The 22,303-nt window shown below is 36.3% G+C and carries 13 protein-coding genes and 1 tRNA gene; 12 read left to right on the top strand and 2 right to left on the bottom strand.

Features of this window, described 5'->3' with window-relative positions:
- Window positions 1-46: 46 nt before the first annotated feature.
- Complete coding sequence (locus D2U88_RS03775) at window positions 47-721, bottom strand: SCO family protein (RefSeq protein ID WP_119638963.1); 675 nt, start codon at window positions 719-721, stop codon at window positions 47-49.
- 150 nt (window positions 722-871) lie between these two features.
- On the opposite strand from D2U88_RS03775, the gene rseP reads away from it, so the two are divergent.
- From rseP to D2U88_RS03710, 12 genes are all read left to right on the top strand, one after another.
- A complete protein-coding gene (rseP, locus tag D2U88_RS03770) occupies window positions 872-2,227 on the top strand; it encodes an RIP metalloprotease RseP (protein ID WP_119638962.1) in 1,356 nt (451 codons plus the stop codon).
- 67 nt (window positions 2,228-2,294) lie between these two features.
- A tRNA-Asn gene (locus tag D2U88_RS03765) sits at window positions 2,295-2,368 on the top strand.
- A gap of 332 nt (window positions 2,369-2,700) precedes the next feature.
- A complete protein-coding gene (locus D2U88_RS03760; protein ID WP_119638961.1) occupies window positions 2,701-3,702 on the top strand; it encodes a type IV toxin-antitoxin system AbiEi family antitoxin in 1,002 nt (333 codons plus the stop codon).
- Window positions 3,683-4,528 (top strand): nucleotidyl transferase AbiEii/AbiGii toxin family protein, encoded by an 846-nt coding sequence (locus D2U88_RS03755; protein WP_119638960.1) that lies wholly within the window; start codon window positions 3,683-3,685, stop codon window positions 4,526-4,528. The genes D2U88_RS03760 and D2U88_RS03755 overlap by 20 nt, the downstream gene beginning before the upstream one ends.
- 17 nt (window positions 4,529-4,545) lie before the next feature.
- Window positions 4,546-6,561, top strand: a complete 2,016-nt coding sequence (mads2, locus tag D2U88_RS03750) for a methylation-associated defense system DNA methyltransferase MAD2 (RefSeq protein WP_119638959.1) — start codon at window positions 4,546-4,548, stop codon at window positions 6,559-6,561.
- A gap of 3 nt (window positions 6,562-6,564) precedes the next feature.
- Window positions 6,565-7,968, top strand: a complete 1,404-nt coding sequence (gene mads5, locus D2U88_RS03745; RefSeq protein WP_119638958.1) for a methylation-associated defense system restriction endonuclease subunit S MAD5 — start codon at window positions 6,565-6,567, stop codon at window positions 7,966-7,968.
- Window positions 7,956-12,692, top strand: a complete 4,737-nt coding sequence (gene mads6, locus D2U88_RS03740; RefSeq protein WP_235855714.1) for a methylation-associated defense system protein kinase MAD6 — start codon at window positions 7,956-7,958, stop codon at window positions 12,690-12,692. Before mads5 ends, mads6 begins: the two co-directional genes overlap by 13 nt.
- A 2-nt stretch (window positions 12,693-12,694) precedes the next feature.
- On the top strand, window positions 12,695-14,248 hold the full coding sequence (gene mads7, locus D2U88_RS03730; RefSeq protein WP_119638957.1) for a methylation-associated defense system protein MAD7: 1,554 nt from the start codon (window positions 12,695-12,697) through the stop codon (window positions 14,246-14,248).
- 7 nt (window positions 14,249-14,255) lie between these two features.
- A complete protein-coding gene (mads8, locus tag D2U88_RS03725) occupies window positions 14,256-19,697 on the top strand; it encodes a methylation-associated defense system ATP-binding protein MAD8 (RefSeq protein WP_119638956.1) in 5,442 nt (1,813 codons plus the stop codon).
- Entirely contained in the window at window positions 19,697-20,404 is a 708-nt protein-coding gene (locus tag D2U88_RS03720) for a PP2C family protein-serine/threonine phosphatase (protein WP_119638955.1), read from the top strand. The genes mads8 and D2U88_RS03720 overlap by 1 nt, the downstream gene beginning before the upstream one ends.
- A gap of 372 nt (window positions 20,405-20,776) precedes the next feature.
- A complete protein-coding gene (locus D2U88_RS03715; RefSeq protein WP_119638954.1) occupies window positions 20,777-21,046 on the top strand; it encodes a helix-turn-helix domain-containing protein in 270 nt (89 codons plus the stop codon).
- A 2-nt stretch (window positions 21,047-21,048) separates the two neighbouring features.
- Window positions 21,049-21,306, top strand: coding sequence for a hypothetical protein (locus D2U88_RS03710; RefSeq protein WP_119638953.1), 258 nt, complete (start codon window positions 21,049-21,051; stop codon window positions 21,304-21,306).
- 23 nt (window positions 21,307-21,329) lie between these two features.
- Here the strand turns inward: D2U88_RS03710 and D2U88_RS03705 are convergent, their stop codons facing one another.
- A complete protein-coding gene (locus D2U88_RS03705; RefSeq protein WP_147378519.1) occupies window positions 21,330-21,953 on the bottom strand; it encodes a hypothetical protein in 624 nt (207 codons plus the stop codon).
- Between the last annotated feature and the right edge of the window lie 350 nt (window positions 21,954-22,303).

The following is a 22,303-nucleotide window of genomic DNA, read 5'->3' as shown; positions in this document are numbered from 1 at the left end:
AGTAAAAATGATAAATAATCTGCCATCATCCCAAAAACGTTTAACATCAGTCTTTATAACTGGCCTCAAGGATCTTGATGTCTCCCAACAGCTTGTTGATTTCCTCCCGATTGGTGCCATCATAAAAACCACGGATTCTTTTCTCCTTGTCCACCAAGATGAAGTTTTCGGTATGGATCATATCATACGGTCCGCCATCTCCATCGGTCTTTACGGCTAGGTACGATTTACGGGCCAGCTCGTAGATCTGCTTTTTATCTCCGGTGACCAAATTCCATTTGCTGTCCACCACTCCTTTTTCCAAGGCATACTTTTTCAGTTGAGGCACAGAATCGATCACCGGGGTCACCGAATGCGATAGGAGCATGATATTGGGGTCATCCAAAATGGCGGCCTGTATCTCTCCCATGTTTTTGGTCATGATCGGGCAAATGGTGGGGCAGGTGGTAAAAAAGAAATCTGCCACATAGATTTTCCCTTTGTAATTGTCTTGGGTAATGGTATCCCCATTTTGGTTCACCAAGGCAAAATCAGCAATGGTGTGGTACTTCTTTTTGTAGTAGAGTGTGCTGTCCACAAGCGATTTGTCCACCATGTTAGGCTGGTATACCGGTAGTATATTTTCGGGCTGTAGTGCATTGTAGAACAGGTAGATGATAATGGCCGACAGACCAAGGAACACCAATCCGAACAACTTGTATTTGGCAAAAAAAGAACCCATGGTGCAAAATTACGGCCCAAGGGATGATCTGCCATGATAAAACTCAACTTTTGTTGCTAAATCTTTCTTAAATCGATGAGTGAACAAAACCTTGGTTTTTTTATCATTTCTTAAAAGGTTACTTTTGTGCGTTTTAACAAATTGTGACTGATGACCCCTATATTGATAAAGACCATACAATTCTTTCTAAGCCTTTCCCTGCTTATCGTCCTGCACGAGCTGGGGCATTTTATACCGGCAAAGATCTTTAAGACCCGGGTGGAAAAGTTTTTTCTCTTTTTTGATGTAAAGTTTGCCCTGTTCAAAAAGAAGATAGGGGAAACGGTATATGGTATCGGTTGGTTGCCTTTGGGCGGTTATGTGAAGATTTCCGGAATGATCGATGAGAGCATGGATACCGAACAGATGAAGGAAGAACCCAAGCCTTGGGAGTTCCGTAGCAAACCGGCCTGGCAACGTTTGATCATTATGTTGGGAGGGGTTACCGTAAACTTTATTTTGGCGGTGGTCATCTATATAGGCATGGCCTATGCTTATGGGGACGAGTATATTCCCATGGACAGCTTGAAGGATGGGGTATGGGTCACCGAAAAATCCATTGGTGATGAGTTGGGAATCCAGACCGGGGACAAAATCATTGCTGTGGATGGCAACGAGTTGAAAACCTTCAGGAGTGTTTTTGCAGAATTGATCAATGGGAACAATATTACCATAGAAAGGGATGGCCAACGGATTGAGAAGGAAATTCCAGTGGATTTTATTTCCACTTTGTTGGAGGATGAGGACAAAATCCATTTTTTGAGTTTCAGGGTGCCCTTTATCGTGAACCAGGTTCCAGATACTTCGCATAACAAGAATGCAGGTTTTAGACCAAAAGATGAGTTTTTGAACATCAATGGGTCACCCGCTAAGTATCGTGATCAGGTGATGACCCTATTGGATAACAACAAAGGAAAAGAGGTTGATATCCTTGTAAAAAGGGAAGATGGTACGGAACACCATGTTAAGGCACAAGTGAGCAAGGATGCCAAATTGGGCTTGGAAACCGCTGCTATCACCATGGAAGATTTTCAGGACAAAGGGGTATTTAGGATTGAGACGCAAAAATATTCTTTCTTGGAGGCCATTCCTGCCGGAATCAACAAAGGGGTGTCTACCCTCTCGAGCTACATGAAGCAGTTGAAAAAGATTTTTAACCCAGAAACTGGAGCTTACAAAGGAGTTGGCGGATTTGCAGCTATTGGGGGCATGTTCCCCGATACCTGGAACTGGCCGGCCTTTTGGGCCACTACGGCATTTATTTCCATTATTTTGGCGTTTATGAACATTTTGCCAATCCCGGCTTTGGATGGGGGGCATGTGATGTTCCTGTTGTATGAGATGATTACGGGCCGCAAGCCTAGCGATAAGTTTTTGGAGTATGCCCAAATGGTGGGCTTCTTCCTTTTGATTGCCCTATTGCTGTTTGCCAACGGTAATGATCTGTATAAATGGCTTTTTAAATAGAAAAGCTGTTTTTTTGTTTGTGGTGTAATAAAGAATCTGTTATATTTGCACCCGCTTAAGGTAAAATTCCTCCTTAGCTCAGTTGGTTAGAGCATCTGACTGTTAATCAGAGGGTCCTTGGTTCGAGCCCAAGAGGGGGAGCGTTAAAATCAGGCAGTTACATGAAAATGTAGCTGCCTTTTTTATTTAATGGCGTGCTTTTGGCGTGCCTTTTTTAATATAGTATCTATCTATATTGGTTCAAAATTTATGTCAAATACAAGCTCATTAGTAACTCCCTTACGAGTTTAAAGCAGCTTTCAAACACCTTCAATTCAAAATCTTGATTGTATTGAAGGTGTTTGAAAGCAAGAAATCTTAATGTTGGATACATTAATATTATTGTAAAGGAATATTTTGTAATTAACATAGTGTTCATTATATTTGAATGTTCATTGTCGCTGAACAAATAAAAATAATGAACAAAAAAAGCTATGTATCGTAATAATGACTTCATATATGAAGCTACTTCTAAGCTTGAGCAGCTTATAAATATTCCCATAGAAATAGATAGTAGCCGTCAAAATTATGACGCTCTACTACGAATCAAAAACGAGCAGTTTGTCGTCGAAGCAAAATCTGCTGTTAGAACTTCTAATCAAGGCCTAGTATTATCTCAATTACAGGAGATGAAAAATAGTAACAGTAGGCCTGTTATTTTAATTGCCGAGTATATTTCTAAAATGGCCGCAAAGGAATTGAAGGAACGTCTTATCAATTATATAGATGTAGCTGGCAATGCCTTCATTAAACATAATGATTTAGTAATATATATTGAAGGACAGAAAAAACCAAAAAGAGAAAAAACAAATCAATCTCGTGCTTTTCAAGAGGCTGGTTTAAAGATACTTTTTCATCTTTTGTCTAAGCCTGAACATCTTCAAGATTCTTATAGAAAAATAGCGGAAAAGGCAGATGTCTCTATCGGCTCAGTAAGTAATGTTATGGCAGAGCTTGAAGACTTAAACTTCCTTCTAAAAACCAATGAAAAACGAGTTCTTAAGAACACAACTGAACTCTTAGAACGTTGGCTTGTCGAGTTCAACTCTGTGCTTAGGCCACGAATTATAAGAAAACGCATGCGTTTTATGGATTCAGACTATGTTCAAAATTGGCGAAATATAGATACACAATCTAATCTTGGTACAATTCTTTGGGGTGGCGAACCTGGTGGTGCAATCCTTACCGATAACCTAAGACCAGAACACTTTACTCTTTTTACTGACCTAGAACTATCAGAATTGGCTAAAGTGCTTCGATTAGTGCCAAGTGAAAATGGGGAAATTGAAGTACTACAAAAATTTTGGAAGAATGATTTTGATGACACTAGAGTAGCCCCTGCGCTTTTGATATATACTGATTTGATTAATAGCGGTTACGGCAGAAACATAGAGATGGCAAAACAAATACTAGAGAATGAGTTACAATATATCTAGTAGTAGGTTTACTCATCCGCTATTAAAGCCCATTTTATTGGAGCTTACAGAGTATTTCAAGGAAGCGGGAATTTCCTTTTTCGTCATAGGTGCTACAGCTAGGGATATCATCATGGAATTGCATAATGAAAAATCTGGACGCTTAACACATGATCTTGATATTGCGATTACAGTCAATGATTGGGAACAATGGAAAAAAGTTGAAGAGGAAATTATAAGTCTTGAAAATTTTACCAAGGACGAGAACCAAAAACAACGCTTTATCTACAAGGGTAAGTTTCAATTGGATATTGTGCCTTTCGGAGAAATAATGAAACAGGATAGTAGGATATTCTGGCCACCCGAAGAGGAGTTTGCTATGTCGGTCTTAGGATTTTCGGCCGCCGATGAAGCAGCTTTATCTGTTAGTATCGATGAAGAGACTGATATCAAAATTGCTACCCTCAGTGGCATTTTTTTATTGAAAATAGCGGCATGGAAAGACCGAAATCATAAAAACAACAAGGATGCCGATGATATGGGATTCATATTAGAAAACTATCTCAATATTAATTCAGAACGAGCTGCTATGGAACACTATGATGAAATTTATGGAGCTGAACCTTTTTCAATAATTACCGGCGGCGCAACTCTCATAGGAAAGGATATCAATGAACTGCTCAAAACCCATCAAAAAACCAAAGCTTCCATAGTTGAAATATTAACTACTGAAAATAATAAAAAGGAAGACAGTAAACTGATCAATCAAATAATAGAAACCCACAAGGCATTCTCGTTTGAAGAAGTGCTAAATAGTATAGAAAATATAATCAACCAACTTAACTAAACACAACTATTATTTATATGGCCACAGCTATAAAAGGTAAAGAAGAAGTAGTATTAGAAGATAATGAGCTTGTTTGCATACTTACGGGAGAAGTAAAGAAAATTAAGGCTCAAGAAAGCAATTTGCAATCTGTAATCCTAATGCTTAATGAAGAATATGGATTCGACCTAGATGATATGGAGCGTAATTTTACCATTGAATACGAAGATCCAGATACTGGTCGAACTAAAAAACAAAAGGTAGATTTAACCATTTTTGAAAAGGACAAACCACACGAACAAGATTTTATTATTCGCATGTGCGTAGTACAAGATGATAAGGTTAAGGAAACCGATAAGAAAAAAGGTCTTGCTGCTACTTTGGAGAATGCAATGGGTGCGGTTAATAATTGTGAGTTTGGTCTTTGGGCAAATGGCTCTAGCTATCATTTTCTACAAAAGGAAGATGATGGAATTGGCTTCGATTTTGAATTTACAGATTTATCGGACTTTCCGGGAGAAGGAGAAACCTTAGAAGATTTAGATCGCGCAGATCGCTCGCATACACGCACGCCAGCAAATGACTCTTTGATTAAAGTATTCAAACGTTCTCATGATTATATTTATGGAAATGAAGGTCGAAAAAAAGATGCCTTTTGGCAATTGCTCAACCTAATTTTCTGTAAAATCTACGATGAGAAGCGCAGATTTATGGAGTTACCGGATGGCGAAAGCTACCGTCGTAAATTTTGGGTAGGTGTCAAAGAACAGAACTCCGAAGAAGGTCGTAGAGCCGTTGCAAAAAGAATTAAGGGCCTTTTTGAAGAACTTAAGAACGATAATCTGTTTTCGGAAGTATTCCAAGGAAACGAAAGTATCGACCTTACAGATAAGGGTCTAGCCTTTATTGCAGGAGGACTTTCAAAATATTCTTTCCTAGATGCTTCCGTAGATGTAAAGGGTCTAGCCTATGAAACTATAGTAAGTAATACGCTAAAACAAGAGGCAGGGCAATTCTTTACACCACGTAACATTGTGAAATTTATGGTACAAATGCTTGACCCTAAAGAGCACCATCGTGTATTGGATCCTGCTTGTGGTTCCGGAGGTTTTCTGGTAATGGTTCTTGATCACGTGCGCCAACAGATTACAAAATATATGTATCCAGAATTAGAAGGGCCTTTGCTAGAAGAAAAATATAATTCGGTAGAAGTGAACGAGCGCGTTCGAACCTATGCAGAGCGTAGTATTTTTGGATTTGATTTCGACCCGGACCTGAAGAAAGCAGCGCGGATGAACATGGTTATGGGAGGTGATGGCCACGCCAACATTTTTCACGTGAACTCACTTGCTTATCCGCTATGGGAGCACCCCGCAGAGGTTGAAAAAATAAACCGCACGATAGAAGAGAGTATCCGAGCTATGCAGGATATTGAAAATGTATATACTACCGATGCCCGTGGAAAGTTTGATATGGTTTTTACCAATCCACCATTTGGTGCCAAAGTAAAGGTCGAAACGGAAATTGCTTCGCGCTATTATTTGAGCCAGTATAGTAGTGCGCCAGAAGTTTTGTTTATTGAGGCTTGTTATAATCTTCTAAAAGAGGGTGGTAGAATGGCAATTGTTTTGCCCGATGGTATTTTGGGAAATCCCAACATGCAAGGTGTGCGTGAGTGGGTTTTAGATCGCTTTAAAATTCTTGCATCAATCGATCTTCCAGTAGAAGCCTTTTTGCCACAGGTTGGAGTCCAATCTTCACTTTTATTCCTTGAGAAGAAAACTGAAGAGCAGAGGCAATTGGCGCAGGGAAAAGGAGAAGATTATCACATTTTTATGGCAATTGCAGAAAAATTGGGTAAAGATCGTAGAGGCAGTCCAATATATTTAAAAGATGAAGATGGAGCTGAATTAATCTTTAATACCGAAACTAAATATTTGACCAAAAAGAAAAACGGAGAAAAAATTCTTAAAATTAGAAAGGAGAAGGTCAAGCAAATTGATGATGATCTTAAAGGAATTCTCATCGCTTATCGCGATTTTTTAAATAGATAAATTATGATTATATCTTCCGTCAGAAGTCAATTGATTCATGAGTCTAATAGGCTGAATAGTGGTTATTTTTTAAATAAAGATGCCATAAATAGTAGATTGTTAGAAGAAAATAGTGACAAGTGTGTTCAACTTAAGAAGCTAGCTGAAGTTTGGAATCCTCCGATTTTCAAGAGACAGTTCTGTGAAAATACTGAAAAAGCAATACAATATTGTCAAAGTAGCGATATCCCTAACACATTAGAAGGTAATAATGTCTATATAAATAAGGAACAAGCTTTGAAAGTTAAGGCTATTGTGAAGGATAGACAGATTCTAGTAACAGGATTTGGGACAATAGGTAACACAAGGTTAGTAAATGAGATTAGTGCTGGTATTTGTTATGCGAATAATGTTTGTAGAGTAGATGTGTCATCAAATTCTTTTTATGGTTTTGTGTATGCATTTTTAACCTCTAAATACGGAAAATCTCAGCTTAATAAAAACGCCTCCGGTTCAGTTGTCCGTTATATAGAGGCTTCGGGAATAAGAAAAACATTAGTGCCGGTTTTTTCGACTAAATTGACTGAAAAGATTCACAATTTAATTGTTAAATCATCAAAATTAAGGGTAGAAGGAAATATATTATTAACTGACGCTCAAAATTCACTTAAAAATTCCACAGGCTTAAAACCTCTCAAAAAGGAAAACTTTGAATACTTCGGGCATCATTCTTCCGATAGAGCTGTATCTACTTTTACTCGGAACATTTCAGAAATCACTAGCATTTCAATAAACGCCTTTAATTATTCAAAAAGAATTGAAGAGGTTATCAATGCTGTAAAAATGAATCACCATACAGAGTTGGTTAACTGCCTTGACAGTAATAAGTTTTTTTCTACAGGCTCTTTTAAAAGAGTTGCAATTAATTCTAATAAGTCCATTAAACTGTTAAATCAGTCTGATATATTCAATTTCAGAAAAACTGGAAAATTGATATCTAGAAGATATGTAAGCACCGAAAATTTTGTGCGTTATGGAGAAATTTTAGTTGCTGGTGTTGGGACTTTGGGAGAGGGGGAAACCTTTAGCAGGGTGATTTTTGCAAACGAAGAATTAGATGGGCAATTAGTTGCAGGTGAGTTCATTCGCATGAGAACAAAAGATGAAATTCCATCGGGATATTTATTTAGCTGGCTTTCATCTGACTATGGATTTCGAATGATTAGATCAACACAAACAGGTACTAAACTTTGTAGGCCGATTCCTGCGCTACTCAAGGATATTCCAGTACCTATTCTGGACAGAGCTGTCATGAATGAAATAGATGAATCAGTAAAAAAAGCCCATACTATGTTATATCAAGCCTTGTTAAAGGAAGAAGAGGCAATAGCATTAGTGGAAAAGGAAATAGAACAATGGCAAAAATAATAAAACCACCCTATTTTGAAACAGTAGTAAATGCAGGGGAGAAGCGTTTACTAGATTTTTTACAGATAAAACTCCCTGACAACTATTTCTTGATACCAAATGTAGAAATTGCTTCTACGAACCCTCGAAATAATAGAACTCAATTTTGGGAATATGATTTGATTGTTGTTGCTCCTCATGCTATTTACAATATAGAAAATAAAGATTGGAAAGGCCGAATTGAAGGTGCGGATGATTACTGGTACATCAATGACAGACAAAAGCCCAATCCGCTTAAAACTGGTCGTCAAAAAACAGCTATACTAGCCTCAAAACTTAAGGAGGCTAACAGGGATTGGGGAAAGGCTTGGATTCAGAATATGGTAACGCTTTCATATCCTAATTCATTCATTCCAAATCTCAGACAGGAAGCAGGAAAACTATCATTTATACTTACCGATGAACTAATCGATTATATTCAAGATCCCGAACAAATAGGGAAATGGGAAGCAGCGATTGTCGACGTTCAAAATGATATTGTTCAGTTCTTGATTGGGGAACAAAACAAAAAATCTCCAAATGAGAAGAAAGAAGTACAAGGCTACCAAATTGTAGAAATCTTAAAACAAGAATCGGATAATTATGTAGAGTATTTGGTTAAGCCGAAAAATGTGACTTCAAACATACGTAAAAGGGTTAAAGAGTATTCGCTACAGGTGCTAGGTTTGTCTCCAGTAGAATTGCTAAAGCGCGAAGAAAGTATCTTAAATCAATACAATGCGCTTATAAAAATCCGTTCAAATCCTTTCATTCTTCCTGTAGAGTTCAAACTAGATGAAGAAAATCATCTTTTCTATGAAATCACAGATTTGATGGAAGAAGATTCTTTGCGTTCAGCTTCAAGAAATAAAACCTTCACTTTTGATGAACGTGTAAGTATCATAAAGAATGTGATGAGTGCTTTAAAATCAGCACACAAAGAGAATATCTTCCATAGGGATATCAATCCTGACAATATCTTTTTAAGTAATGGATATGCATATTTAGGAAACTTTGGAAAGTCATACTTTACAGATCATAATGACCATGGCTATACCGTAATGCCTACTATTAATGAATATAGCGCTACTGCGTACCATCCTCTAGAGCTTATCGCCAAAGATGCATCTAGAGCATCAGATATTTATTCGTTAGGGGTATTAATAGCTTGGTTATTTACAGGAAAAGAACCTATAAAAAATCCTTTTGAGCTTGATAAACTAGGTGGACAACTACCGCCGGACAGATTACCGTCTGCTGAAAATAGTTCTTTACCAAAATGGCTAGATGATATCTGTTTAAAAACCATCTTAACCGACAGCGATAAGCGTATTGATAGTATAGAAGAATTGGAAACTAATATCGAAGAAGCTTTAAAAGTTGAGTTTTCAAGCAAAGAATCTACGAAGCCAACAAATTCTTCCATAACAAATGACCAACCAGATACATATGATTTAAAAGAAGGAAATCGTGTAGATGACTATATTATTCATAAAATTTTAGGACGTGGGGGCTATTCCCGTGTTTTTAAGGCGAAACATGATTTACAAGGGCGTGATTTTGCCTTAAAACTATTTCATGAAAGTGTGAGTGTTGCTTCTGTAATAGATGAGTACAAAGCACTATCAGAACTTGATCATCCTAATATTGTAAAGTTCGTATGGAATGGACAAACCCGTTATGGACAATTTTACACGACAACAGAGTTTCTCGACGGAGATAATTTAAGCACTTACACAAAAACCGATGCTAACTTACCTATAGGAACCGTCTATAAACTAGCAGAGGATATGCTCTCCGCGTTAAGCTATTTACAAAATAGAGAAAAACCCATTCTACACCGTGATGTAAAACCGCAAAACATTATATGGGATAATGAAGGACGTTTCGTGCTGATTGATTTTAACGTGGCTTCGATTAAGGAAGATGATAAGGCATATGTTGGAACCAACCCGTATTTGGCGCCAGATTTAGTGGATGGGCATAATATCAATTGGGATCTTTCCGCGGATACATTTGCATTAGGAATTACTTTATATGAACTAGTTACTAAAAAATACCCTTGGCCTCAAGGTCGAATTCCTAAAATAAGTATTGAGCCTGAAAACCCTAAGACGATTAATCAAAGAATTTCGGAAAAGTTTTCTGAGTTTCTTCTGAAAGCAATTGCAACAAATGGTGATAAGCGCTTTTCTTCTGCTCAAGACATGTTAGACCGCTTACGCGAAATCGGAGTTGAAAATCTCCTCTCAGAGAACAAAGAAAAAGCAGGTTCTGTAGTACTTGATCAGAAAGAATATCATACAGAAGTTTCAATTAGACAAGGCAGTACAGTTATTGTTCTATTAAATGAAATGTCAAATTATGGTCAATTGCGGAAAACAATATATTCTTCTTTAAACAAATTCAAAGAAAAAATCGACGGCTACAAAACCTCTATTTCTTTAAAAGAGAAATTGAAAGTGGTAATTAAAGTTGATAATGAAGTCTTGATAAATGAGGTTTTTTGGAAAGGTGGTGCACGTAATTTTAATGATGGAAACATCCTTAAAGTGTACGATGCCTTAAAAAGCTCTTTTAAAGAAAACACCAACCGTTTAAAAGAACACAAGATAGATGTTGAAGGAATTGATATGGTTGATTATATTAATTCGCTTTATAGTCAATCAAAGTCTGGTAATTGGGGAACACGTGTTAATAATCGGGGATCACAATATGACGAGGCCACATATTCACCATCTAAACTGGATAGAAAATTAATTCCAGATATATTAGATGCACGCTTTAAATTAATAATAATTACCGGAAATGCGGGAGACGGTAAGACGGCTTTCATCAGAAAGATTGAAGACGCAGCTAGCGTTAAAAAACTAAATCGATTTGATCATAAAAATGGTGCTGAATTTGAAGTTAACGGTATTCCGTTTGAAAGCAATTATGACGGGTCACAGGATGAAGACGGGAAAGTAAATAATGAAGTTCTAGAATCGTTCTTTCATCCTTTTGAAGGGCTCAAAAATTTTAATAAAGCCAACGAAGGAAGAATCATTGCAATAAATGAAGGACGATTGGTAGAATTTCTAAAAACTTCTAAAAAATACAAGTCGCTACACGACACTATTGACCAATATTTCTATAAAGAAGGTCATTTTGATTTACCTCCAGGATTAATGATTATCAACCTTAACTTGAGGTCAATTACTGCTATAGACGGTGAGGAACCCAGTCTCTTTAGGCAGCAAATCAAAGCTTTGACTAAGAAAAGTCTTTGGACTAAGTGCGAAGGTTGCTCGCTAGCAAACAAGTGTTTCATTAAATATAATGTTGATTCTTTGAATGATCCTGCTTCTGGTAACGAGGTTATCACAAGATTGGAATGGTTACTTCGTACAGTTGGTTTAAAACGCGAGTTGCACATTACAATGCGTGACTTAAGATCTTTCATAGCGTTTATGATTGCACGCGACCATAGTTGTGAAGAAGTAGATGATGTATACAACCGCCTATTCAATAAGCCAGAAGAATATTGGCAGTTATATTATTTCAACATTACAAATCCAAATTATGAGGATTCTGGGGATAACGATCGTTTGGTAAAATTACTGAGAGAAACGGACATAGGTAGTGTTGCCATACCGAATCTAGATAGAGATTTGTTTTTTGGTCAGCACCTTAAAAGACATTATTTAGAATTTGTTGATCGTGAATTCCATTTGCTAGATGATTTCAATGCAAACAAGATCTGGGTGCCTGCTCACGAACAGGATAATGAAATATTGGATAAGATAAAGTCAATTCAGAAGTCCTTTGTGCGTCATCAATATTACGAAGGACGTGTAGGTAATTATAAAAAGCGGCTTCCATATCAATCCTTACAGAATTTTTATAAAGCACTTAATGTAGAAAAGGAGAATAGTGTTTCAGACGTAAAACTACGTTACCTCACAAATGATGAACAGTCAAAAAACAAACAGTTCAAGTTTGATGAAGCAGATTTTGCTGATAATTCTTCTTTCACAAAGGCATGCCTGAAACAAATTAAACCTCTGGTGCAAGAGGAAGGAAAAGGAATAAAGCAATTGACGATAATTAATCAGGCTACTGAATTTATTGAAGTGATTTCTTTAGAGTCCTATAAAGGCTGTAGCTGGACAGACTTCAAAAGAGCTACAAATACACTCGCTATAAAAAAAGCTTTACCCAGCTTATATGAGCAGCTAACAGAAGACTCGCTATTACGTCTCAAAATGTCTATTTCAAGAGCTATATCAATGAATGAGGGATGTGAAAATGAGGCAATTTGGCAAAAAAATCTGGTGTTAAGTTCCTCGGAAATCAACGATCCGTTTAGTAAATCATTCAGATTGTTCGATTTAAATGATTTTGAGCTATTTGTAAGTCGTACAGATCATCTAGTTAAATATCTAGAATACGAACCGGATAGTTTGATATTTAGACATAAGCAGGAAACCCATATTGAATTAGTTATTTCACTTGACCTTTTTGAAATGCTTTATTTTATTCAGCAAGGGTACAGTCCCTCCCTTAATGATATACGAGGAAAGTTTGTGGAGCTAACCATCTTTAAAAATCTACTTGAGAACCTTACTTATAATAAGGTGATAGTGACAAGGGATAATCTTGAGTTTTATGAAATAAGCAAGGATGTTAAAAATCATCTTAGCATAAAAGCAATGCAATTATAATTATGGCGATAAAACTAAATAAAGAAGAAAGCGTCTTAAGAAATGAACTTATTTATGCAGGGGATGCAAAAGCAGTAAACATAGATAATGTATTTGTGAATTTGTTTATGCTCTTAAAGCATAATGGAATAAGGCCTAGACAACGAGCTAGAAGCAATTCTTTTATCGACTTGGATACGCTACAAAGAGTTTTTGGAAAACTAGAAGAAGATGGATCTGTAAAAGGCTTCAATGAGAACAAGGAAGCCTCAGAGCTTTGGATGCGGAGTAATCTGGTAAACATGGTCTATAGAGGCAATTTGGATAAGGAGAAAATATCTTCTCTCAGACCAATCCACCTTGAAAGTTATAGGGTAAGAAATGCAGCCCATACAAGAGATTATAATACTGCAGATCAAGTGTATTTAATGCTTGGCGCAAATCCCAAGGTAAAAGAAGAACTCAAAAGTTTTCTAATGGAAGGTTGGGATAACACCACTAATAAAATTAATATCAGAACTGGTTTAGATGTAGACAGTCTGGGACTACTTCATATTATTAAAAATATTAAACCAGGTTTTTTAGATACGAATAGTTCTTTAAATCAAATCAAGCCAATACTAGAAGAACAAGCCAGACTCTACTGTGACGATGTAAGACGTTTGCTGGTTTATAAAAGAAAAATTCCAAGAAACGTTGTGGTAGACTATTTGAAAACCATAACATCATTTCATTTATCAATTTATATACAAAAGCTAGTTTTTCTTTTGCCTGAAATGGTAGAAAGAGGTTCTATTCGCCATAGTGATAATTGGAGTATTGTAGTAGACGCGACGGATGATTTTGAAAGCAAAATCGCAAAACTCGCGAGCTATGACGCTGAAAGCTTAACTAACAGCATTTATGATTACATCAAGGCTACTTTTCAAATAAACGCAGCTTTGAGAAGATTAAAGTTGGAGAAGACAAATTCAATAAACCTAGAAAAAGCACTTAAGATTTTAGCAGAAAAACCTGTGGGTTTTGAAATATATTTTGAGACCCAATGGGATAATCTCTACAATTCACTTGAAGAGGATGATCGGGAACTGATAAAAGATATGGTAAAGTACGAAGATTCTTACTTCGACAAATACATTGAATTAATAGTGAAAGCGCGTGGTGCGTATCAATTTAGGTATCATATACAACTGATTGATAATCTCTCACAAAAGAATTCGGAAAGAGGCTTTATGGCTCAAGGACGAAGTAAAAAGCATCCGCGACGTTTTGTCTTAGGTACTCGATTATTAGAGACACTAGTTCAAATATTAGTGCTAAATGTAGAAGATGGTCATTTTACTACAAAAACCCTTTCCATAGAGGAATTGATGGATAATATAAGAACACGCTATGGATTAATTATTAATGGCTTGTCTGAGGAAAGATTTGCGGATGCAGATTTGAATACCCATTTAGCTTTTAAAGAAAATGTAGAATCGTTTAAAATGAAACTACGCCAAATAGGCTTTTACAATGATTTAAGTGATGCCTATATTTTGCAAAGAATACGTCCTCGATACGAATTAAACGATTAAGAAAAGAATGGAAACAATTACGATTAATGTATACTATCAAAAGATAATAGGTCTTATCCTTGAGCTATACGATACTGACTTTGAAACGGCAGGCCCCGGTCATTGTATGAAAATTACGGGGCTAGGTGTTCTAGAATTGGAATATTTATGGGATTTGCTATTTGAGAAACATTCACATCTCGACATGTATATTGTTTCCGAAGCGGAAAACACAAGTCGCAAATTTATTTCTGCAACAAAACTTATCGAGCTTCGCAATAAGCAGGACAAACCACTACTCATTTTAATCCCGTCGAACAGCCGTACAGCTGCAGAAGATTCGTATGGTAACGCAACCTTTAAAGAGATATCTCTAGAAGGTATGGAAGAAGAATTGGTCAATACTCTTATAGAACAGGTTCCCGATGATGTTTATGATATGGTTGTCAATGATATAATAAACTATTTGAACCCTTCAAATACTGAAGTAATAGACTACTTAATAGCTATTGATCAAGAGGGGTATGAGGCTTCGGCAATTGGAAATTGTATATGTAACCTTTGTTTGATACCTGATGAGGTTCTTACAAAACATGTCGAAAAAATTAGGTCAAGATTAAATTTCAATAGAGAAAGTGTTGAGTTATTATCAGCTTTCAATAAACCACTATATGATAGAATAGCTGAACTAAGGTTAGAAAATGATTCTATACAAAAGGATATTGTCAATTTTCTCAAAACTGAAAAGGGAGCAAGAAATGCCCAAGAGATTTGTAATGCTATTAAAAATGGCTATGACGAATTAAATTTCAGTTACTGGCCTATTCCAGATTTAGACTTTACACATATTAAATTGATAACTGAAGAAATAAAGTCTAAAGATTTAAAAGTAGAAGATGGGACCAATGTGCTTTACGCACAAGAAGGTAATGTAGCAAAGTTGAAGGTTCGTTTTCACACTAATCCAAATCCAAAGGATATAAAAGATTTACGATTCTTTAGGATTATACTGATGGCCGTTAATGGAAGTAACGGAGAAGAAATTACGGTACTAAGAAAAATCAAAAACTCAAATTCTAATAGGCCCTACAGGGATGCCACTCTTGAGTTGAACCCTAATATCATTGAGGAAGGCTCTTATTTTATAAAGGTTTTAGCGGAGGACGAACACGGTAATATGTTAAATACTAATGATGAGTTTCGTGAGTCTAAAATTCAAAAAGCGTGGGAAGAAGCTAAAAAAGAAGATGAAAGTATATCAAAAAGTGCTTTTCCTTATAAACTCAGCTGTGATTCGATTGATTTTGACTATGTAATTGAGGAATCTTTAGAACGCGATGAAGATCAGCGCAAGGATAAACTTAATAATGTTTTACAAGCCTATTTCAAATATCGCATTGAAGCGTTAAAGAATGATATCGAGATTGAATTACCAAAACCTTCAGAGACATCGAATATTTGGATTAATGACGGAAAGGAAAAACATAACTCTACGTTTCACATCAATTATTCCGACCAACATAATTATCAGATCAATATTTCGACTAAACTGCGTCAAATAGAAAATAAGTTGCTTGCAAATGCCGATAGCTTAGGCTATGTGAGATGTCAACTAAAAGGTAATAAGTTGGCAGTAGGATTTGAACAATTACAGTTTGTAAAAAGCGAACTAAATGAAATCGTACCAAAATCATTACTAAAGTCAAGATTACAACTTTTTGAAGCTATTACTAATTCAAATACAACGGCTAATGGAATTTTTGAAACAGCAGACATATTTAATCTTAAAGAGAGCATCAGAAAATATGTCGATACATATACTAAATGGACAACAAAACTAAATAACCAGTTAGCGACTGACGAGATAGCGTTAGACGAGAAAACAAAACTTAGAGAGTTTCTAATCGAATTGCAAATGATTGACCTTGTTAAGGTCAAAAGTAAATTACCTGACGGGAGTAAGGTCGAAGCAATACTCCTTTCACCTTTGCATCCATTACGTTTGTGTTGGACTTTACAACTTTTAGAAGTTTTTGAAAATTGGGAACAAAGAACAAAAGAGTTTTCAGGACACAAAGAATCTTGGTCACAACATTTGGAAGAATTGTTTATTGGTCAGCTCTCTCCTGAAAATAACCAACAGGTTCTAATTGAGACAACATCTCAAAAACAATTTAATTATAGTGGCGAGCTATCATTTGGCTGGGGGCTTTACCTCAGTACAGTATCTCAAGAATCTAAAAACGGAATGACTTCTATTTCTAGACAGCTCCAACATTATTTAAGGTTGCTATTTAATATCACTAAGGACAACTATGTAGAGACTGATTTAAGTATCAAATTGGTAATTCGACATATTAAGAATTACCTAGCGCAACATCCATATATAGATAAATTAGTAGTTAATTTATTCAATGCGGGTGACGCAGAGGTTTTTGCTAATGCATTTGTCGAGTTAGAAAAGGAAAAAGCATTTGAGAGTATCAATTATGAAGTCCGAATTTTTAAGGGTGATGACAAAATAATTGAGCATGGAGAAGCTTTAAAGACGTTAATTAACCCAGAATCAAATATCTCCGAAGAAGCAGAAGCATTTTCTCAACCTTCTAAGAATAGATTGTTTCCAAAATTACGTTTTTCAATCAACGATATTTCAGACTTTTTAAAAGACCCCTCATCTTATACCTCTCATTTGAGCTTTTTAGTAAGTCCATTTCCCATAACTATAGAACTTATAAAACCAACTATAGAAGATCGCAATTTTTATTTAAATGGCTTAATTACAGAGTCTACGGTAAAGGTAGATGAAAATGGATCCCAAATTAAGTGGAATCGTTTCATTGAAAGCAATAAACTACCAGTAAAGTATGATACGGCAGGTGCAAACGGCATTAAGCTTTTTGAAAACCTTCAAAGTTTTGTAAGCGGGGCTTTAGTGTCAAAACACACTTTATCCATACCTTCTACCCAACTTAGGCTAAATGATAAGGACAAGGTGTTACTTACCCATCTACACGATTATTCTGATTGGGTGATAACGTTTGATAAAAATTTAGGGCCACAAATATTTGATCAACCATCTAAGGATGGTAAAATCCCATTTTTACTAGACTATGTTCCTGGCGAAGAGGCTTTGGGAATTTCATCATATCTTACAACAAGGCCTACCTCTGAAGTCTTAGGACTGCTAGGGCCTCACTTTGAAGAATTCAACCTTGATATTCATAATGAAGAGGACGAGCATAAAATAAAAATACTTCTTGAAGATTTAAGGGCAGTAAGTAGTTCATTGGTGCTTCAATTGAATTCTTCTAAAAACAAGGCATTTGAAGTAATTGGCTCTGCGTTTACCAAACGTGTTTTGGAAAAAAAGGAAATGTTGGAAGATGCTTTTCTCATTCCTATTGATTTGCATCAAAACCTGTTCGAGAATTTACCTTCTGGAAGTAAATCAAGAGCAGATAACTTGCTTGTTTCCATCAATCCTGATAAAAAAGAAATATTAATCTCGGTAATAGAAATAAAATGCCGTAAGGCCCTAGGGCAAAATGAAAAAGATGCTCTTAGATTAAAAATGCTTGATCAGATAGAAAATACAATAGAAGCCTTGAGGAATCATTTTGATCCTTCCTACAATAATTCTTTTGACAGGTTAGATAGAGAAATTAAAAACAAGGAATTAAAATCACTATTGACTTTTTATTTAGAAAGAGCACATAGATATGAGTATTTATCCAATAAAGCATACAATCAGTATTTAGCTTTTTTACAAAAACTTGATTCGGGGTTTAGTCTTCACTTTAGAAAACTAGGTTTAATTTTTGATTTTGCGGCATCAGAAAGACATAAAAAGGTAGTCGTAGATAATGAGTCCACCTTTTTTACTTTCGGCGGGAAATTGATCGATGATATTCTTGATCCTAATTCAGATTTAAATACTAAAAGGCTTGAAGAAAGTGATTTTGACAAAGACCTTACGAAAGCCTTTGGAAATATCAGTGAGCTTAAACCTTTTATTCAAAGATTTAAATCGAATTTGGAGTCTAACGAGAACACATCCGATTCTAGTGGAGATGATAAGGTTGAAAATTCAACCGAGGCAGATTCCCAACCCGATAACCCTACAGTACGTCCGCCGACCGAGCAAAAGGAATATCCGAAAGATCAAGAAGGTACACTTAGGGCAGCCGAAACGGAAATAGAATTAAACACAGATATTGATTCTGTAGAATTCATGTCAAATCATAATGAACATATCTGTCCTGAATTTGATATACTTATTGGTAAAACATCACCAAGCAATCAATTTGGAATTCTTGGGGAAAGTATTTTACAGAAAAAAATCGCTATTGACCTTAGCGAGACAAACACTATTAGTCTATTTGGAGTTCAAGGCGGTGGTAAAAGTTATACTATTGGCACCATTTCCGAAATGGTTCTTAAACAATTTAGCAATATTAATCTTCTTCCAGCACCGCTAGCAGGGGTTATTTTTCACTATAGTGAAAGTATGGACTATGCACCTGAGTTTACCTCAATGATATACTCTAATGACCAAAATAAGGAATTAGAAAAATTAAAGTTGCGCTATGGGGCTGAGCCAAATAACATTGAGGATGTTATTATTCTCACGCCAAAAGACAAAATTGAAGAAAGGCAAGCCGAATATCCATCTATTAAAGTATTGCCAATAGCTTTTAATTCCAAGGAACTTAATGTACAAGATTGGCTGTTTATTTTAGGAGCAATAGGTAATGATTCCACCTACATAAGACAGCTAAAAGCAATTATGAAGCAGCATCGATCTAACATTACAATAAACGCCCTTTCCGAGAGTGTGGAGGATTCAGAACTATTGAGTAATTCTCAAAAAGCATTAGCAAGGCAGAAACTAAGTTTTGCTCGTGAATATATTGATGACAGCTTTATGATGAGAGATGTGTTAATGCCAGGAAGATTGGTGGTTGTTGATTTAAGGGATGAATTTATTGTAAAAGATGAAGCCTTGGGTCTTTTTGTCATAATGTTGAATATTTTCTCTGCGGTAAAGAATATTAACGGATTGCATTTTAACAAATTCATCGTATTCGATGAGGCTCATAAGTATATGGACAATAAAGATTTAACTGGAAATATTGTTACAGCAATAAGAGAAATGAGACATAAAGGAGTGAGTATAATGATTGCAAGTCAAGACCCGCCTAGTCTTCCAAATGAAATTATTGAATTGAGTTCTGTTGTACTATTACACAAGTTTAATAGCCCTCAGTGGCTTAAACATATTCAAAAATCAATAACTCAACTTTCTACTCTAACACCGGCGGATATGAGCGCTCTGACTCCGGGAGAAGGATTTTTATGGGCGACCAAAGCAACGGAAAAAAGCATTTCAATTAAACCAGTAAAGGTTTCTACTAGACCTAGGGTAACAAAGCATGGGGGAGGAACTATACAAGCTACAGGTAACTAATGACGTCAATTGCATTTTCATATATAGGAAAAAGAAAAACAAATCAAGATGTGATTTGTGAGAGTAGCCTAGGTTCTGGAACGGACCTTTACATAATAGCTGATGGAATGGGAGGTTACGATAATGGAAAGCTTGCGGCTTCGATGACGGTAGATAGCATTTCAACATTTTTGTCTACCGTTAAAGAAATTAATGAAGAAAGCATTCAGAAAGCGGTCAACAAGGCAAATCTTGTAATACGCCAATTTCAAGAACTGAATCATTCGAGGCTGGGAGCGACAATAGGGGGTGTCATTGTTGAAAATAATGTGGCTAGATGTTTTTGGGTTGGTGACGTAAAAATATTAAGGTACTCAGATAGCAAACTGAATTTTGAAAGTAAATCTCATAATTTATATAATGAGACCTCAGATGATGCTATCCCCAATATTTCAGAAATAAAATCCAAATATTCACACGTAGTAACACGATCTGTTCAGGGGAATCTGAGGAAATCTTATGTCTCTTATCAAGAATTAGAATTGAATGATAAGACAGATAAGCTAATAATCTGTTCAGATGGACTGCACAATATTATAGATGGCCATAGCATCGAATATTTACTAAAAAACAGTAAATCATCGGATGAAGTAATTGAAAAAATTAGGGATAGACTAAAAATGGAGGCTGAAGATAATGCTAGTTTTATTTTTATTTTTGGCACATAGCCTTTGGTCTAAAAGATGGGTAGAATTACAATTTGTTTATTTTATTCCTTATTGAAATTACACATTTTTAAGTGCTAAGTTCAAACATTGAAAAGGATAGAAACTGAAAATAAGAATACTCTTAGAATCTAAAACCACAAACTGCGAAAGTTCGTGTCTCTCTATAAACAGACGGGAAAACCGACCTTTATGACTCGACCATTTAAGTTTTGCTAAAACCATGATCAAACTGAACATGTTTTACCACCGGTTGTATAATACAATTAATAATTGCAGCTCCACAACGAATTAACGAGTGATTTGTCGAAATCGAACACCCTAATATGAAAGGAGAACATATCTTAAAGGGGTATTGGAGTTCAAACCAACCTAATGGAAGTTGTCTGTTTACAAGAAGAAGCCTTTTATGCCTTATTTACGAAGGTTATCGAACATGTCGAATCCAAAAGGCAGGACACCCTCGATAGATGGATCGATGGTGAAGAGGCCATGTCCATTTTACGGATCAAGTCGACCACGACTCTCCAAAAGTTGAGGGACGAGGGTAAAATAAGGTTCTCCCAGCCCCAAAAGAAGATCATACTTTACGATAGGGAATCGATTATGGAATATATTGAAAAACACGCCAGGGAAACTTTTTAACAATGGAAGAAGATATCAAAGTAGATGAAGCGTTTAAAAAATCCTTTAACTTAGGCTACCGGGTTGCAGCTGAACTGAACCTCAAAGCTCCTATGCTCCAGAACCAGGAGAAAATAATGCCCACAAACCCTATGCACTTGGGCATGCAGCAGTTTATCGAAGAAGCCAAGCTTTCAAAAAACAAAAACCAGGAAGAATCGATAGAACAAAATGTCAAAAAGGGCAAGGGTAAATCCAGGGGCAGGGGACCAAGCCTGTAATTGCCTGAAGACCCGTTGAAAAATTAGTTCGCCGCCAAGCAGTACGTTTCCATTGTTTCCAAAATATCCTTACAGGTATGTTCGTCCACTATCGACAGATCGAATTCACCGGCGAAATCACATAAGAGTGCCTTAAGCTCTTCAATGGTGTCCTCCTCCAATCCACTGGCATTTGGTTCATAGACCTTATAGGCAAGTGACCTACCAAATTCACCATCGAATTCCTTTTCCGAATAGGTATCGCTTTCATTTAAAAAATTCTCGAAATAGCACATGTATTTTTGGTCGAGGCCCCAAAAGTACAGGGCGGTAAGTTCGTCCTTTTCAAGGTCGTTTTTGAACTTCATCAACATTCCATAAAGGTCAAGTTCCAACTCGCTGGGCAAGTCAAACCCATAATGATTAACGCTTTTGAGAAGGTCGGTAATAGCTTCGTTGTTTGATTGTGGCTGAAAAGAAAATGCTATCAATAATTTACGAAGTACTATCTTTTTAAAATAGGCTACCGTAGCCGAATTGATATCCTTTGTAATGAACATTTTGTCGCCGATACCTATCAATGGGTTCGAAGTTTTTTTGTTGATTCCAAGTTCGGATTTGGAGGTTGCCCAAAGATACCGAGTAAAGATTTTAACGAACGGCGTCATACGTTTTTTAACTTTTGCATTCATTCATATGTCCCCAAGCCCCTGCGGAAGTCTTGCAAACCTTCCACTCCGATCCTCCCCGTTCGGACACGCTTCGCCGGTCCGGCCGTGAAGTCTTTCCGTTTCGGTTTTGCAAGACACCCTCGCGGCCACGGAAAAGAACAAGCGGCGAAAAGGCCGCTTGCCCTTTTTTCTCCCTACCCACAAAAAGCTTGAGCATTTTCGTATTTCCTTCCATTTTTTCAACAACATATCAGACCAAATAAATCCACTTTCTGTACCCATTTATATTGATATGGCCCGATATGGTTTAACAGGTTAAATAGTTGATTACAAGATAGTTAAATTCA

Origin of the sequence: Flagellimonas aequoris (assembly GCF_003584165.1) — a bacterium.
GTDB classification, from domain to species: domain Bacteria; phylum Bacteroidota; class Bacteroidia; order Flavobacteriales; family Flavobacteriaceae; genus Flagellimonas; species Flagellimonas aequoris.
This window is presented reverse-complemented; position numbering and strand designations above follow the sequence as displayed.

What these genes read in the sequence shown, in the direction of transcription:
- D2U88_RS03775 (WP_119638963.1), bottom strand. Translation starts at nt 721, where the DNA reads ATGGGTTCTTTTTTTGCCAAATACAAGTTGTTCGGATTGGTGTTCCTT.
- rseP (WP_119638962.1), top strand. Translation starts at nt 872, where the DNA reads ATGACCCCTATATTGATAAAGACCATACAATTCTTTCTAAGCCTTTCC.
- D2U88_RS03760 (WP_119638961.1), top strand. Translation starts at nt 2,701, where the DNA reads ATGTATCGTAATAATGACTTCATATATGAAGCTACTTCTAAGCTTGAG.
- D2U88_RS03755 (WP_119638960.1), top strand. Translation starts at nt 3,683, where the DNA reads ATGAGTTACAATATATCTAGTAGTAGGTTTACTCATCCGCTATTAAAG.
- mads2 (WP_119638959.1), top strand. Translation starts at nt 4,546, where the DNA reads ATGGCCACAGCTATAAAAGGTAAAGAAGAAGTAGTATTAGAAGATAAT.
- mads5 (WP_119638958.1), top strand. Translation starts at nt 6,565, where the DNA reads ATGATTATATCTTCCGTCAGAAGTCAATTGATTCATGAGTCTAATAGG.
- mads6 (WP_235855714.1), top strand. Translation starts at nt 7,956, where the DNA reads ATGGCAAAAATAATAAAACCACCCTATTTTGAAACAGTAGTAAATGCA.
- mads7 (WP_119638957.1), top strand. Translation starts at nt 12,695, where the DNA reads ATGGCGATAAAACTAAATAAAGAAGAAAGCGTCTTAAGAAATGAACTT.
- mads8 (WP_119638956.1), top strand. Translation starts at nt 14,256, where the DNA reads ATGGAAACAATTACGATTAATGTATACTATCAAAAGATAATAGGTCTT.
- D2U88_RS03720 (WP_119638955.1), top strand. Translation starts at nt 19,697, where the DNA reads ATGACGTCAATTGCATTTTCATATATAGGAAAAAGAAAAACAAATCAA.
- D2U88_RS03715 (WP_119638954.1), top strand. Translation starts at nt 20,777, where the DNA reads ATGGAAGTTGTCTGTTTACAAGAAGAAGCCTTTTATGCCTTATTTACG.
- D2U88_RS03710 (WP_119638953.1), top strand. Translation starts at nt 21,049, where the DNA reads ATGGAAGAAGATATCAAAGTAGATGAAGCGTTTAAAAAATCCTTTAAC.
- D2U88_RS03705 (WP_147378519.1), bottom strand. Translation starts at nt 21,953, where the DNA reads ATGACGCCGTTCGTTAAAATCTTTACTCGGTATCTTTGGGCAACCTCC.